Consider the following 13,587-nt stretch of genomic DNA (forward strand, 5'->3'; position numbering starts at 1 on the left):
ATGTGCCGGGTCAGGGATCCAATGCGAGGTGAAGACGTGACCGACGCCGACTGGATTGCCGTTGATTGGGGGATGACCAATCTGCGCGCCTGGGCGATCGGTGCGGATGGCGGGGTGCTGGACAGTGCCCGCAGCGCGGATGGCATGGGCATGCTCGATGCCGGACAGGCCGCGTTCGAGGCTGCCCTGATCCGGGTGATCGACCCGTGGCTTCCCGGAAGTCACGCCCGCGACGTTGTCATCTGCGGGACCGCGGGGGCGCGACAGGGTTGGCACGAGGTGCCCTACAGGCCTGTCCCGGCACCCGCTCATGACCGCCGCGCCGTCACCACTGCCCCCGCCAGGGATCCGAGGGTTCGGGTCTCTGTCATCCATGGCATGTCACAGACCAACCCCCCGGACGTCATGCGCGGAGAAGAGACGCAGGTCGCCGGTCTTCTGCTGCGATCGCCCGATTTCCAGGGGGTCGTGGCGCTGCCTGGAACCCATGCCAAGTGGGCCCGCATCGTGGATGGCGAGATATTCCACTTTGCCAGCTTCATGACCGGCGAGTTGTTCGCCCTGCTGGCCGAAAGATCGGTGCTGCGCCACTCGCTCGATCCGCAGGGTCACGATGCCGAAGCCTTTACCGATGCCTTCGAGGAAACGCTGTCGCGCCCGGAACGCGCGGCCGCCCGGGTGCTGGGGCTGCGGTCCGAGGATCTGCTGCTGGACGCGGATCCCCGGGCGGCGGCATCGCGGTTGAGCGGCTATCTTCTGGGGCTGGAATTCGCGGGCGCGCGGGCCTACTGGCTGGGCCAGCCGATCGCGCTTCTGGCCTCGGGTGCGCTGGCCGAACGCTACCGGACCGCGCTTGAGGTGGTCGGTGCGGATTACCGGGTACACGACCCCGAGGCATGTGTGCTGGACGGGTTGCGCGCGGTGCGGGCCGGGCTGCGGGGCTGACAGCAGGTCAGTCGCCGGATTTCTTCGTCTTGGCGGCCTTTTCGAAGTTGCGCGCGAATTTCCGGATCATGCGCGAAAGCTCGGGTTCGTCCACAGCCTCCATCGCCTTCCTCGGCCGCATCCACTTCCGCCGCCGCTCGGCGCGTTCGGGGAAATCGCGGCTTTTCGTTTCTACCGCCAGCGGGAAAATCTGCACCGTGCAGGTGATGTAGCGATCCTTCGACAGGTATTTCGCGTAGCTGTAGAAGCCGAGCGAGTGCGCCACCGCCTTGCCGCGGACACCGGCCTCTTCCCACGCCTCCTGTGCCGCCGCTTCCCATCCGGTCTTGCCATGCATCGGCCAGCCCTTGGGCGTCACCCAACGCCGGGTCCTGCGCGACGAGATCAGCAGGATCCGCAGCTTTCCCTTCTTCACGCGGTAGCACAGCGCGCCATATTGCAGCCGGCTGCGCGGGATGCGTCTTTCCTGTCTTGCGAGCGCGTGACGTCTTTTCGACGAAGTCTTTGCCATCTGCCCCCTCTGTCGACGCTCGTTGTCGCCTTCGCCCTTTCGCCACTTGTCTCCGGCCGCGCATCCGGTAACAGGAACCGGAATACGCAGGACGGAGGCTGGCGTGGATCTCTGGATACCAATAACGATCGCCGCCGCCTTTGCACAGAACCTTCGGTTCATGCTGCAAAAAACGCTCAAGGGGCGGCTCAGTACCCTTGGTGTCACCTTTTCGCGCTTTGTCTATGCCGCGCCCCTGGCCTGGGTCGTGGTGGCGGGGCTTCTGATGCAGCCGGGGGTGGACTGGCCCGGCCTCACGCCGCGCGCGCTGGCTTTCGGCGCGGTGGGGGCGGTTGCGCAGATCGTGGCGACCGCGCTGGTCGTCACCCTTTTCTCGCTGCGAAACTTCGCGGTCGGCATCGCCTTTTCCAAGACCGAGACGGTGATGACGGCACTCCTGTCCGCGGCCATCCTGGCAGAGCCCGTCACCGGCGGCGCCTGGGTCGCGATCCTCGTAACGGTCGCAGGCGTTCTGCTGATGTCGGGCCTGCCGTCGCGCGGAAACCTGACCGGCGGGATGCTCTCGCGCGCGGCGGGCATCGGCATCGCCTCGGGCGCGATATTCGCCATGGCCTCGATCGGCTATCGGGGCGCGTCGCTTTCCCTGGCGCAGGGGGATTTCCTGATCCGCGCGGCGGTGACGCTGGCGCTTGTCACCACGTTCCAGACCGTGCTGATGGCCGTCTGGCTTGCCTTTCGCGAACCCGGAGAGATCGGCCGCGTGATCGGGGCATGGCGCATTGCCGCCTGGGTCGGGCTGACGGGAATGCTGGGAAGCCTCGGCTGGTTCTCCGCCTTCACGCTGATGAACGCTGCCTATGTCAAGGCGCTGGGCCAGATCGAGCTGGTCTTCACCGTGCTTGCCTCGGTGTTCTTCTTCCGCGAGCGCATCACCAGGGCGGAAGCCGCTGGCATCGTGCTTGTCGCGGGCGGCATCATCCTGCTTGTGCTGATCGGCTGAAAGCCCTCAGCGCTTTCCGTAATAGAGCCCAACGACATGCTCGGCCTCGGCGTAGAACAGCCAGCGCGCGGTCAGCACCCCGGTGAGGTGCGCGATCACCATGAGGCCACCCAGCAGATGCTTGGGGTCGGTCATCAGCCCCGCCGCAGCCGGGAACACCACCGCAAGGCCGAGCGCGATCATCCGCAGCTTGGCGGCGTGCTTGCGGCCAACGCGGAAAGCCATTTCCTTCAGCAGGTAGTTTCCGCCGGTATGCGGCGCTTCCAGCAGGCGGACCTTGCCCAGATGGCCCAGGCCCGTCGCCGTCTCCATCGTGCTGCCGGATTGCGCCAGCGCCTTGTCGCCCCGGGTCCAGGCGGCGACCTGCGCGATGCCCAGCGCCACCAGCAGCCAGGCGGAAGCCGTGATCTTGCCCGCCAGCAGCCCGCCGCCCGCCAGCCCGTAGAGCAGGAACAGAAGCGGCGTCAGCGGGTCGTGCCAGCGCGGGACCGAGCGCAGCTGCGCATAGATCATCGCCGTGCATCCGATCGTCACCAGCGCAAGCAGTGCCGCCAGCCCGCCCAGCAACGGTGCCGGCTGGCCTTGCAGCACGATGATCCCGGAATAGAGCGTGAACACCCCTATCGTGACGATTGCGGCCACCCCCTCGCGGCTGAGCCAGGAGGATCGCCACTGGGACAGCGCGCGCCAGGCGCGTTCGGGATGGCCGAGATGCCAGAGCGAGGCGAGCAGCCCGATCCCTGCCAGCGCAAGCGCCAGCAGGGCAAAGACGGCCATCACCCAGCCCCCTTTTTCGGGCGGGTCGATGCCCAGCCAGACCATCAGCCCGAAGCCAAGCCCCGAGAGCGTCGTGAAAACGATGAGCGAAGGTGCGGGATGCATGTCAGAGCCTTGAAAGCGTGCGGTCGATCCAGCCGAAGAAGCCGCCCGCTCCTTCGGTGCCTTCGGCCAGCAGCGGGCCCAGCACGTCGATCTGGGGGGCGGTGTCGGTCTTGGGGCGGGGAGGCAGGTACTTGTTCACGGGCTTCGTGCCCTGTTCCGGCATCAGGTCCATCCCGCCGCGATCCTCGACCAGCTTGAAGATGCTGCTTTCTGGATCGGACAGGTCGCCGAAATGCCGCGCCCCCGCCGGGCATGTCCGCACGCAGGAGGGGACGCGATCCACTTCGGGGATATTCTCGTTGTAGATGCGGTCCACGCACAGGGTGCATTTCTTCATCACCCGCTCTGCGCCGTCCATCTCGCGCGCGCCGTAGGGGCAGGCCCAGGCGCACAGGCCGCAGCCGATGCAGGCGCTTTCGTTGACCAGGACGATGCCGTCCTCGACCCGCTTGTAGCTTGCGCCGGTGGGGCAGACGGTGACGCAGGGCGCATCCTCGCAGTGCAGGCAGGATTTCGGGAAATGCACGACCTGCGCCGGTTTCTCCGGCTGCTTCACCTCGAAGGTGTGGACCCGGTTCAGGAAGGTGCCGACCGGATCCGCGCCATATGGGTCCTGGTCCGACAGCGGCGCGCCGTAGCTGCCGGTGTTCCATTCCTTGCAGGATATCACGCAGGCATGGCACCCCACGCAGGTGTCGAGATCGATCACAAGGCCGAGCTTCTTGCCGGTCTTTTCGGGCAGGCTGGTCATGCGGCGGCCCTTCTGCTGGTTGCAAGATCGCGCAGGGCGTCGTTGAAGGCCTGCGCCTGTTCGAAGAACGGCATGTGCCCGGTGAAGGGCAGGATCAAGCGCCCGGCATGGGGCATCAGCCGGGCGGCTTCGTCGGCCGTGGCGGGGGCGACGACCGCATCCTCTGCACCGTGAACGATCAGCGCGGGGCAGGTGATCCGCGCATATGCGGGGCGCAGGTCGCGGTCGGCCGCGAACATCGCACGGCGCACATGGGCAGGGACCAGCATGTTCAGGCCCACCATTTCGGCATATGTTTCCGCGGGCAGGGGGCGGAAGCTGCAGGCGGCGACGAAATCCATGGTCGCGGCCACCCGGCGCGGATCGTCGGCGGTATAGAGATCGCGGTTCATGCCGGGGCTTTTCGGCCCGACCATCCAGTCGGGCCGGGCGCTTCCGGTGGCGAGGATTGCGCCCGCCAGGACGATCCCGCCAAGCTTCGCGTCGCCATGCGCCTCGAGATATTCTCCGATCACCCGACCGCCATAGGACCAGCCGACGAGGACAGGGCGATCAAGCCGCAGCGCGTCGATCAGCGCCGCGATATCGCCAGCCCAGGCCGCACCATCGGCGTAGGCGGCGCCATCCTCGGGCTTGTCCGACATGCCATGCCCGCGCAGGTCCAGGGCGACAAGCCGGAAGCTGTCCCCCAGGTCGCTGTCGAACTGGCGTTGCCAGCAGCGGTGATGCTGCGACCAGCCGTGGATGAACAGGATCGCCGGTGCGTCCTTGGGGCCGCGCTCGCGCACATGAAGCCGGACGCCGCCCGCGCCGGTCACGTCATGGACACGCTCTTCCCCGCTCATGTCCATTCCTTGCCATAGGCGATCTGCCCGGGGCCGGTGCCGACCGGCGAGGCCTGTGCCGGCAGGGCAGGCTCTGACTGCTCGGTGCGCGGCGCCTTCTCGATCCGCACGCGCAGGTCGTACCACGCCGCCTGTCCCGTCACCGGGTCCGAGTTCGACCAGCGCAGCCCGTCGCCCTTCGGCGGCAGCAATTCGTGGATCAGGTGGTTCAGCAGGAAGCCCCGCGTTGCCTCGGGGGCGTCGGGTTCCAACGCCCAGGCGCCCTTGCGCTTGCCGATGGCGTTCCATGTCCAGACCGTGCTGGGGTTGAGCGCGTCCATCCGCACCACAGGTACGCGGATGCGCCCGTGATGCGAGGTCAGATAGGCCCAGTCGCCCTCCTCGAAGCCGTGCTTCTCCCACACGTCGCCCGAGACATAGAGCGGGTTCGCCCCGTGGATCTGCCGCAGCCACGCGTTCTGCGACCCCCAGGAGTGATACATCGCCGCGGGTCGCTGCGTGATCGCGTGCAGCGGATAGTCCGCCACGTCGATGCGCGTCTCCTCGAAGGGCAGATACCAGACCGGCAGCGGGTCCATCGCCTCGCGCAGGCGATCGCGCAGATGCTCGGGCGGCTGCCGCTCTCCCTTGCCTTCGGCGGCCAGCTGGAACTTGCGCATCGGCTCGACGTAAAGCTGGAACAGGTACGGCTCGGGCGCGTCAGAGGGGTAGAAGCCCATCTCGGCGGCCCAGGTCTGATAGGCCATGTTCACGGGCTTGTAATACAGCGCCTCCTCGGGGATATGCTCGATCCAGAAGCCGCCGTTCCGCTTGTAGGCCTCGATCTGGTCGGGGTTCGGCGCGCCGCGCCCGCGGCTCTTGCCGTCCGGGCCGCGGAAGCCGGCCAGCGGCCCGATGCCCGGGCGACGCTGGTGGTTGACCATGTAATCGGCGTAGTCGCGGTAGATGGCGCTGCCCGCATCGTCCACCATGCCCGGCAGGCCCAGCTTCGCGCCGAGTTGCAGAAGCGCCGTCTGGAAGCCCCGCACCTCGCGGTCGGGCTCCACCACCGGCCAGCGGATCGCGTCCGCCGCAGCTTCCGGCTCGCAGATCGGGCGGTCGAGCAGGCTGATGCAGTCGTGCCGTTCCAGATAGGTGGTGTCCGGCAGGATCAGGTCGGCATAGGCGACCATCTCTGACGAGTAGGCGTCGGCATAGATGATCTTCGGGATCCGGTACTCGCCATCCTCGCCCTTGTCGGTCAGCATCTGCATGACCTGCGCGGTGTTCATCGACGAGTTCCACGCCATGTTGGCCATGTAGAGGAACAGCACGTCGATCGGGTACGGATCGCCCGCATGCGCGTTCGAGATGACCATGTGCATCATCCCGTGCGCGGACAGGGGCGCCTCCCAGGTGAAGGCCTTGTCGATGCGCCGGGCGCTGCCATCGGCGTGCAGCAGCAGGTCTTCGGGCCCGCGCGGATAGCCCAGATGCGGCCCGTCCAGCGGCTTGCCCGGCGTCACCCCCGCATGGGGGCGCGGATGCGCCGATACGGGCTTGGGGTAGGGCGGCTTGAAGCGGAAGCCGCCCGGCACCTCGACGCTGCCCAGCAGAAGCTGAAGCATGTGCAGCGCGCGGGCAGTCTGGAAGCCGTTGGAATGGGCCGAGATGCCCCGCATCGCGTGGAAGCTGACCGGGCGGCCCTTCATGGTCGCGTGCCGCTCGCCCCGGAAATCGGTCCAGGGCTGGTCGATCTCGATCGCCTGGTCAAAGGCGACATGCGCCAGTTCCGCGGCGATGCGCCTGATCGTCTCCACCGGCACGCCGCAGCGCGCCGACACCGCCTCGGGCGCGTGGGACGGGTCGAGATAGCGTTCCGCCAGTTTCTGGAACACGGGCGACATGCCGTGATAGTTGCCATGCAGCGCGGGCTTCACCCCGGGCGCATCAAAGGGCTTGAGGCTTTCGCTCACCCGGTCCCAGACCAGTTCCTTGCCGTTCTCGTCGCGCGCGAACAGCCCGTCCGCGTCCAGCAGAACCGGCGCGTTGGTCATCCGGCAAAGGTAATCCAGATCGATCTTCCCGGCCTTCAGCAACTCGTGCACCAGCGCCAGGATGAACAGCCCGTCGGTGCCGGGCGTGATCGAGACCCATTCGTCGGCCACGGCGTTGTAGCCGGTCCGCACCGGGTTCACGCCGATCACCTTGGCGCCGCGTTCCTTCAGCCGGCCCAGACCCATCTTGATCGGGTTGGAATCGTGATCCTCGGCCACGCCGAAGATCATGAACAGCTTCGTATGCTCCCAGTCGGGGGCGCCGAATTCCCAGAACGCGCCGCCCAGCGTGTAGATGCCCGCCGCCGCCATGTTGACCGAGCAGAAGCCGCCATGCGCGGCGTAATTCGGCGTGCCGAACTGCTGTGCCCACCAGCCGGTGAAGGATTGCGACTGGTCGCGCCCGGTGAAGAAGGCCAGCTTCTCGGGGGCGCTTTCGCGGACCGGCGCAAGCCAGCTGGTCGCAAGCTCCAGCGCCTCGTCCCACGAGATTTCCTCGAACTCGCCCGAGCCGCGCGGCCCGGTGCGCTTCAGCGGCGCGCGCAGGCGCGCCGGCGATGTGTGCTGCATGATCCCGGCAGAACCCTTGGCGCACAGGACGCCGCGGTTCACGGGATGGGCGCGGTTGCCCTCGATGTATTTGACCTTGCCGTCCTTGATATGGACGTTGATGCCGCAGCGGCACGCGCACATGTAACAAGTCGTCTGTGCAATGCTGTCCGCCACCTGCGGAGATAGGTCTATCCGCGGTTGCTTGTGACTGCTCATGCTTCCTCCCCGAGTGTCGACAATACCCATTGCGTCGGCCGCGTCGAGAGGGGTTAAACGGTTTGGGAACGAAATCAGGGAATTTGAAGCGGATGCTGGAAGCGATCGGTTTCGATGCGGATGACACGCTGTGGCAGAACGAACAGTTCTTCCGCATCACCGAGGGACGGTTCCATGAATTGCTGAACGATTACGCCGCGCCCGACCACCTGGCCGAGCGCCTGCTCGCGGCCGAGCGGCGCAATCTCGCGCGATACGGCTTCGGGGTGAAGGGCTTTACCCTTTCGATGATCGAGACCGCGATCGAGGTGACCGAGGCGCGCGTTCCCGCCCATATCCTTCGCGACATCCTCGAGGCGGGCAAGGAGTTGCATGCGCACCCGATCGAGCTTCTGCCGAATGTCCGCCAGGTGGTTGAGCGGCTGGCCGACACGCACCGGCTGCTGCTGATCACCAAGGGCGACCTGTTCGACCAGGAACGCAAGCTTGCGCAATCGGGCCTGGGCGACCTGTTCGACGGCGTGGAGATCGTCAGCGACAAGACGCCCGGGACCTATGCCCGCATCTTCCGCGACCATGCCGGCGGGGCAGAGGCCGGGCTGATGGCGGGGAACTCGCTCAAGTCCGACGTGATCCCGATGATTCAAGCGGGGGGCTGGGGGGTGCATGTACCGCATGGCCTGACCTGGGCGCTGGAACATGCCGAGGCCCCGCGCGAGGCGGCTCGCTTCCGCAAGATCGACGACCTGGGTGGCCTGCTGCCGCTGGTCGAGGAAATCAATGCGGCTGGATCAGGATCGCTCGGAAGTCGTTGACGTTGGTCAGGGTGGGCCCGGTCACCACCTGATCGTCGAGCAGCGCGAACAGGCCGTGCCCGTCGAAGCGGTGCAGGGCGGTTGCGATGGACATGCCGGCCGCTTCGGCGCGCGTCGGCGTGTCGGGGCCGACGATCGCCCCCGCCACTTCCTCGGCGCCATCGACGCCGTCGGTATCCCCGGCGATCGCCCATATGCCCCGCGCCCCGTCCAGCGCGTCGGCGAGGCCCAGAAGGAAGTCCACGTTGCGCCCGCCCTTGCCCAGCGCGCGACCGTCGCGCGGCAGGGTGACGGTGGTCTCTCCGCCCGAGATCAGCACCAGCGGCGCGTCCCCCGGCGTCATCGCGGCCTGCCTTTCCAGAGCAAGTGCGGCAAATTCGCGGCCGGTCGCGCGCGCCTCGCCCTCGATGGCGTCGCCCAGGATTTCAGCGGTGACGCCCGCTGTCCGCGCCACATCCGCCGCCGCCTCGAGCGAGGCCATGGGGGCCGCGACGACATGTGCCGTGGCATGGGCCAGGCGGGGGTCGCCCGGCTTCACGCTTTCCCGGGCGGGGTCGTTCAGCGCCGCGCGGATGCTGTCGGGCAGGTCCAGGTCGTATTTCGCGATCAGCGTCCGTGCATCGGCCAGCGTGGTCGGGTCGCCTACCGTCGGACCCGAGGCGATGTTCACCGGATCGTCGCCCGGCACGTCCGAGATCAGCAGCGAGGTCATCCGCGCGGGCCAGGCCGCCGCCGCAAGCCGGCCGCCCGCCGTTCGGCTCAGATGCCGGCGGATGCAGTTCATTTCGTCGATGGACGCGCCCGAGGCCAGCAGCGCCCGGTTCAGGGCCTGCGCATCCTCGTGCGCCAGCCCCTCGGGCAGCAGCGTCAGCAGCGCGGAACCGCCGCCCGAGATCAGAGCCAGCACATGATCCTCGGGTCCGAGGCTTTCCAGCAGTGCGAGCATGCGTTCGGCGGCCCGGGCCCCGGCCGCGTCGGGCACGGGATGGGCCGCCTCGACGATCTCGATCCGTGCGCAGGGCGCGGCATGGCCGTAGCGGGTGACGACAAGTCCTGTCAGATCGCCCCCGTAGTGGCGTTCGACAACAGCCGCCATGGCGGCCGAGGCCTTGCCCGCGCCGATCACGACCAGCCGGCCCGGCACCGTTTCGGGCACATGCGGCGGCACGATCCGCTCGGGCAGGGCGGCGGATACGGCCGCGTCGAACAGGGCGCGCAGCAGGGTGCGGGGCTCGGTCACAGGATCACCTCGGGTTCGGGCAGCGCGCCGATGGGCAGGCGCGCGGTGAAGATCGATCCGGCCAGCGGCTCGGTCTCCAGCGTTCCCGCGTCTAGCCCCTGCCGGGCGCTGGTCACGAAAAGCCGCCCGTCGGGGGTCAGCGCGGGGCAGGTGGGGCGGCTGACGGGCAGCGTCACCTGCTCGCGGGCCAGCCCGTTGGTGCCGATGCGGATGACGCGCGACCCGCCCCAGAGCGCGACCCAGAGCGCCCCGCTTTCGTCGGTCACCGCGCCGTCGGGCCGGGCCGTCGGATCATCGACAACGTGGAAAACCTCGGGCGCGCCGATCGGCCAGCCCTCGGGACCGAGCAGCCAGCGGTAGATGGTGGCAAGCCGGGTATCCGCGAAATAGGCGCAGCGGCCATCGGGCGAGAAGCAGATCGCGTTGGGCGTGGTCAGGCCGCGCCGCAGGCAGCGCAACGCGCCCCGGTACCAGCGGTAGAGCGCCCCCGCCTCGTGCTCGCCCTGCTTGCCCATGGTGCCGATCCAGAATCCGCCCTGCCGGTCGGCGCGCCCGTCATTGGAGCGGGTCGCAGGGTTGTCCGCCTCCAGCGGGCAAAGCGTGTCGCCCGCATGGGTGTCGGGGTCGAACAGCATCAGCCCTGTCTCGGTCGCGATCAGCAGCGCGCCCGTGCTGGTGCGCGCCGCCGCAGAGGCCATCTGGCCGCCCTCCCAGCTTTCCAGCGTCTTTCCTTCGGGATCGAGCCGGTAAAGCATGCATCCGGTGATGTCGAAGAACCACAGATGCGTGCCATCCCAGAGCGCGCCCTCGCCCAGTTCGCAGCGCATCTCCCTGAACAGTCCGGCCTGCACCATCGCTCTCCGCTAGCGGTTCCGGCGCGGACCCTGCCCCGAAACGGCGGCATCCGCAATCGCTTTGCGGCGCAGGCTGGTTGCCGGCCGCAACCACGCGGCGGCGGTTTATCGGGCATCACCGCACAGGGCTGGTCACGCGACCGGCAGCAGGCCCGCGAGATTGCCTGGCGGGTGCGACAACTCTTGCCATGCCCGGTTTACCTGATAGCTTCCTCCTCCCATGAAAGACTCTGCCCAGGCGACCGATATCGACAGCTGGATTGCGGCCCGACCCGAGCTGAAAAGCCTGCGGGTGGCGGTATGCGATTTGAACGGCTGCTACCGTGGCAAGCGCGTTCCCGTGGAGGGCGCGCTGAAAAGCCTGCGCGACGGGATCCGCATGCCGCTCACGCTCAGCGCGCAGGACATCTGGGGGCGCGATATCGTGGACAACCCCGCGCTCGAGGCCGGGGATGGCGACGGCATCGCGCGGCCCACTGGGCGCGCGCCGCTGGATGTGGACTGGCTGGAGCGTCCGTCGGCGCTGATGCCGCTCTGGATGTTCACCGAGGATGGCAGACCCAGCCCGACCGATCCGCGCCAGGTGCTGGCGCGTGTGGTGGAACGCGCGGCGCGCGCGGGGCTGACGGCGGTGGTGGGCACCGAGCTGGAATTCCACCTGATCGATGCAAGCGACCGTTTTCCGGCCGCCCCGATCTCGCCCGCGACGGGGCGGCGCCTGATGGCGGACGGGGTGCATGCGGTCGACGATCTGGACGGTTTCGACGCGTTCTTCGACAGGCTCTACGCGGCGGCGGGTCGGTCGGGCGTGCCGGTGGACGCGGCGATCGCCGAAGGCAGCCCCGGCCAGTTCGAGGTGACGCTTCGCCACCAGGCCGATATCCTGAAAGCCGCCGACGATGCGCAGTTCCTGAAGCGCCTGGTGCGCGGGATCGCCCGCCAGCACGGGCTGGCGGCGACCTTCATGGCCAAGCCCTACCAGGATTATTCCGGCAACGGCTTTCATGTGCACATGAGCCTTCTGGACCGCGACGGGCGCAACATGTTCGACGATGGCACCCCGCAGGGCTCTGCGATGCTGCGCCACGCGGTCGCCGGGTGCCTTGGGGTGCTGGAGCCGCTGACGCTGATCTTCGCGCCGCATCTGAACTCCTACCGCCGGCTTGCCCCGGGCAGCCATGCGCCCAGCTTCGTGTCCTGGGCCCATGAAAACCGATACGCCGCACTGCGCATCCCCGGCGGGCCCGGCTATTCGCGGCGGCTGGAGCATCGCGTCTCGGGCGCGGACGCCAATCCCTACCTCGTTCTTGCCGTCGTGCTGGGCGCGGCCCTTGACGGGATCGAGGCCGGGCGCGAGCCGCCACCGGCCCTGGTGGGCAACCCGCTGGAGAGCGACCTGCCGCAGCTGACGGGAAGCTGGGAGCAGGCGATCACCGCCTTCCGGGACAGCGACGCCGCCGCCGCGCTGCTGGGGCCCGAGATGGCGACGATCTTCGGCGCGGCGAAGGCGCAGGAATGGGAGCGGTTCACCGCGCGGATGAGCGAGTTCGAACTGCAAAGCTATCTGGAGGTCGTGTGAACGCACCGGTCAAGGATGTCAGGCCGCAGGGCTTCGGGCTGGAAACCGACGGCGACGGATTGTCCGGGACGGGCGCGCGCGCCTATCCCGGCTCGTATTACGCGGCATCTGCCAATCCGGCGCCCGAGCGGCCTGCGGTCGAGGGCGCCGTGGACGCGGATGTCTGCATCGTGGGGGCAGGCTACACGGGCCTTTCCTGCGCGCTGGAGCTTGCCGAGCGCGGCTTGAAGGTCACCGTGGTCGAAGGGGCCAGGGTCGGCTGGGGCGCCTCGGGCCGTAATGGCGGCCAGCTGGTGAACGGGCTCAACGCCTCGCTCGAGAAGATCGGCCGCGTGTTCGGTCCCGAGACGCAGGCCTTTGTCGGCGGGCTCGTGACCGAAGGCGGACAGATCATCCGCGACCGCGTCGCCCGTTATGGCATCGATTGCGACCTGAAGCAGGGCAACATCTTTGCCGCCTATACCGACAAGCAGATGCAGGAGCTGGAGGCGAAGCGAAAGCTCTGGGCGCGCTTCGGCATGAACGATCACGAGATGCTGGACCGCAAGGCCATCCGCACGCATGTCGGAACCGATGCCTATGTCGGCGGCATGATCGACTGGTCGGGCGGGCATCTGCATCCCCTCAATCTTGCGCTGGGCGAGGCGGCGGCGGTCGAAAGCCTGGGGGGCACCATCCACGAGCAGTCGCTGGTGACCGGGGCCGAGGTGGCAAGCGAGCGCCCCAGCATCCGGACCACCAATGGCGAGGTGCGGGCACGGGTGCTGGTGCTGTGCGGCAACGCCTATCTCGGGCGGACGGTGCCCCAGCTTGCGACGCGCGTGCTGGCGGCCTCCACCCAGATGATCGCGACCGAGCCGCTGGGCAAGCGGGCGGAGGAGATCCTGCCCACCGATCTGTGCGTCGAGGACCTGCGCTACATCCTCGATTACTACCGCCTGTCGGCGGATGGCCGGCTTCTGTTCGGCGGCGGGACCGTATATGGCGGATCCACCCCCGCGGATATCGAGGCGAAGCTGCGGCCGAACCTGGAGAAGCTGTTCCCGGCCCTTGAAGGCGTGCGCATCGACCATGCCTGGTCCGGCAATTTCGCGCTGACATTCAGCCGCGTGCCGCAATTGGGAAAGCTCGGCCCCAACACCTATTTCGCGCACGGCTACTCTGGACACGGGGTCACGGGCAGCCATCTGTTCGGGAAGATTCTTGCCGATGCGATAACCGGTGATTTGACCCGGTTCGATACATTTGCCAGCCTGCCCTGGCGCCCCTTTCCAGGCGGGCAGACCTTTCGCGTACCTTATTCCATCCTCGGAAGCTGGTGGTACGGGCTGCGCGACAGACTGGGACTATAAGACGACTGC

12 protein-coding genes are annotated in these 13,587 nt (G+C 67.9%); 5 read left to right on the forward strand and 7 right to left on the reverse strand.

Going from position 1 to position 13,587, the window contains the following annotated elements:
- Positions 1 to 72: 72 nt before the first annotated feature.
- Positions 73 to 945 carry a 2-dehydro-3-deoxygalactonokinase gene (locus tag HMH01_RS05210; RefSeq protein WP_216366758.1) on the forward strand — a complete coding sequence of 291 codons (873 nt, stop codon included), beginning with the start codon at positions 73 to 75 and terminating at the stop codon, positions 943 to 945.
- 7 nt (positions 946 to 952) lie between these two features.
- Here HMH01_RS05210 and HMH01_RS05215 read toward each other — a convergent pair whose 3' ends face one another.
- The gene (locus HMH01_RS05215; protein WP_171323136.1) at positions 953 to 1,456 is read right to left on the reverse strand and encodes an NUDIX hydrolase; all 504 of its coding nucleotides are present in this window, start codon (positions 1,454 to 1,456) and stop codon (positions 953 to 955) included.
- A 103-nt stretch (positions 1,457 to 1,559) separates the two neighbouring features.
- Here HMH01_RS05215 and HMH01_RS05220 point away from each other — a divergent pair, with 103 nt between their 5' ends.
- Positions 1,560 to 2,456: an EamA family transporter gene (locus HMH01_RS05220; RefSeq protein ID WP_171323138.1), complete on the forward strand. Its 897-nt coding sequence runs from the start codon at positions 1,560 to 1,562 to the stop codon at positions 2,454 to 2,456.
- Between the two features lie 6 nt (positions 2,457 to 2,462).
- On the opposite strand, the gene HMH01_RS05225 is transcribed toward HMH01_RS05220, so the two are convergent.
- From HMH01_RS05225 to HMH01_RS05240, 4 genes are read right to left on the reverse strand one after another with little or no spacing between them, the layout of a single operon-like run.
- Complete coding sequence (locus HMH01_RS05225) at positions 2,463 to 3,338, reverse strand: dimethyl sulfoxide reductase anchor subunit family protein (protein ID WP_171323140.1); 876 nt, start codon at positions 3,336 to 3,338, stop codon at positions 2,463 to 2,465.
- A 1-nt stretch (position 3,339) separates the two neighbouring features.
- Positions 3,340 to 4,089, reverse strand: a complete 750-nt coding sequence (locus HMH01_RS05230; RefSeq protein ID WP_171323142.1) for a 4Fe-4S dicluster domain-containing protein — start codon at positions 4,087 to 4,089, stop codon at positions 3,340 to 3,342.
- A complete protein-coding gene (locus tag HMH01_RS05235) occupies positions 4,086 to 4,934 on the reverse strand; it encodes an alpha/beta fold hydrolase (protein WP_171323144.1) in 849 nt (282 codons plus the stop codon). The genes HMH01_RS05230 and HMH01_RS05235 overlap by 4 nt, the downstream gene beginning before the upstream one ends.
- Positions 4,931 to 7,738 (reverse strand): molybdopterin oxidoreductase family protein, encoded by a 2,808-nt coding sequence (locus tag HMH01_RS05240; protein ID WP_171323146.1) that lies wholly within the window; start codon positions 7,736 to 7,738, stop codon positions 4,931 to 4,933. The genes HMH01_RS05235 and HMH01_RS05240 overlap by 4 nt, the downstream gene beginning before the upstream one ends.
- Before the next feature lie 83 nt (positions 7,739 to 7,821).
- Here HMH01_RS05240 and HMH01_RS05245 point away from each other — a divergent pair, with 83 nt between their 5' ends.
- Positions 7,822 to 8,553, forward strand: a complete 732-nt coding sequence (locus HMH01_RS05245; protein WP_425483576.1) for an HAD family hydrolase — start codon at positions 7,822 to 7,824, stop codon at positions 8,551 to 8,553.
- Here HMH01_RS05245 and HMH01_RS05250 read toward each other — a convergent pair.
- The gene (locus HMH01_RS05250) at positions 8,516 to 9,793 is read right to left on the reverse strand and encodes a DUF4147 domain-containing protein (protein ID WP_171323150.1); all 1,278 of its coding nucleotides are present in this window, start codon (positions 9,791 to 9,793) and stop codon (positions 8,516 to 8,518) included. The two genes, HMH01_RS05245 and HMH01_RS05250, sit on opposite strands and share 38 nt — an antisense overlap.
- Complete coding sequence (locus HMH01_RS05255) at positions 9,790 to 10,647, reverse strand: SMP-30/gluconolactonase/LRE family protein (RefSeq protein WP_171323152.1); 858 nt, start codon at positions 10,645 to 10,647, stop codon at positions 9,790 to 9,792. Before HMH01_RS05255 ends, HMH01_RS05250 begins: the two co-directional genes overlap by 4 nt.
- Before the next feature lie 220 nt (positions 10,648 to 10,867).
- Between HMH01_RS05255 and HMH01_RS05260 the strand changes: the two genes are divergently transcribed.
- Complete coding sequence (locus HMH01_RS05260) at positions 10,868 to 12,226, forward strand: glutamine synthetase family protein (RefSeq protein ID WP_171323154.1); 1,359 nt, start codon at positions 10,868 to 10,870, stop codon at positions 12,224 to 12,226.
- Complete coding sequence (locus HMH01_RS05265; RefSeq protein ID WP_343035143.1) at positions 12,223 to 13,578, forward strand: NAD(P)/FAD-dependent oxidoreductase; 1,356 nt, start codon at positions 12,223 to 12,225, stop codon at positions 13,576 to 13,578. Before HMH01_RS05260 ends, HMH01_RS05265 begins: the two co-directional genes overlap by 4 nt.
- Positions 13,579 to 13,587: the final 9 nt, after the last annotated feature.

The sequence above is a fragment of the Halovulum dunhuangense genome (genome assembly GCF_013093415.1).
Classification (GTDB): Bacteria; Pseudomonadota; Alphaproteobacteria; order Rhodobacterales; family Rhodobacteraceae; genus Halovulum; species Halovulum dunhuangense.

Coding starts and splice junctions, on each gene's coding strand:
- HMH01_RS05210 (WP_216366758.1), top strand. CDS start 73: ATGACCAATCTGCGCGCCTGGGCGATCGGTGCGGATGGCGGGGTGCTG.
- HMH01_RS05215 (WP_171323136.1), bottom strand. CDS start 1,456: ATGGCAAAGACTTCGTCGAAAAGACGTCACGCGCTCGCAAGACAGGAA.
- HMH01_RS05225 (WP_171323140.1), bottom strand. CDS start 3,338: ATGCATCCCGCACCTTCGCTCATCGTTTTCACGACGCTCTCGGGGCTT.
- HMH01_RS05230 (WP_171323142.1), bottom strand. CDS start 4,089: ATGACCAGCCTGCCCGAAAAGACCGGCAAGAAGCTCGGCCTTGTGATC.
- HMH01_RS05235 (WP_171323144.1), bottom strand. CDS start 4,934: ATGAGCGGGGAAGAGCGTGTCCATGACGTGACCGGCGCGGGCGGCGTC.
- HMH01_RS05240 (WP_171323146.1), bottom strand. CDS start 7,738: ATGAGCAGTCACAAGCAACCGCGGATAGACCTATCTCCGCAGGTGGCG.
- HMH01_RS05255 (WP_171323152.1), bottom strand. CDS start 10,647: ATGGTGCAGGCCGGACTGTTCAGGGAGATGCGCTGCGAACTGGGCGAG.
- HMH01_RS05260 (WP_171323154.1), top strand. CDS start 10,868: ATGAAAGACTCTGCCCAGGCGACCGATATCGACAGCTGGATTGCGGCC.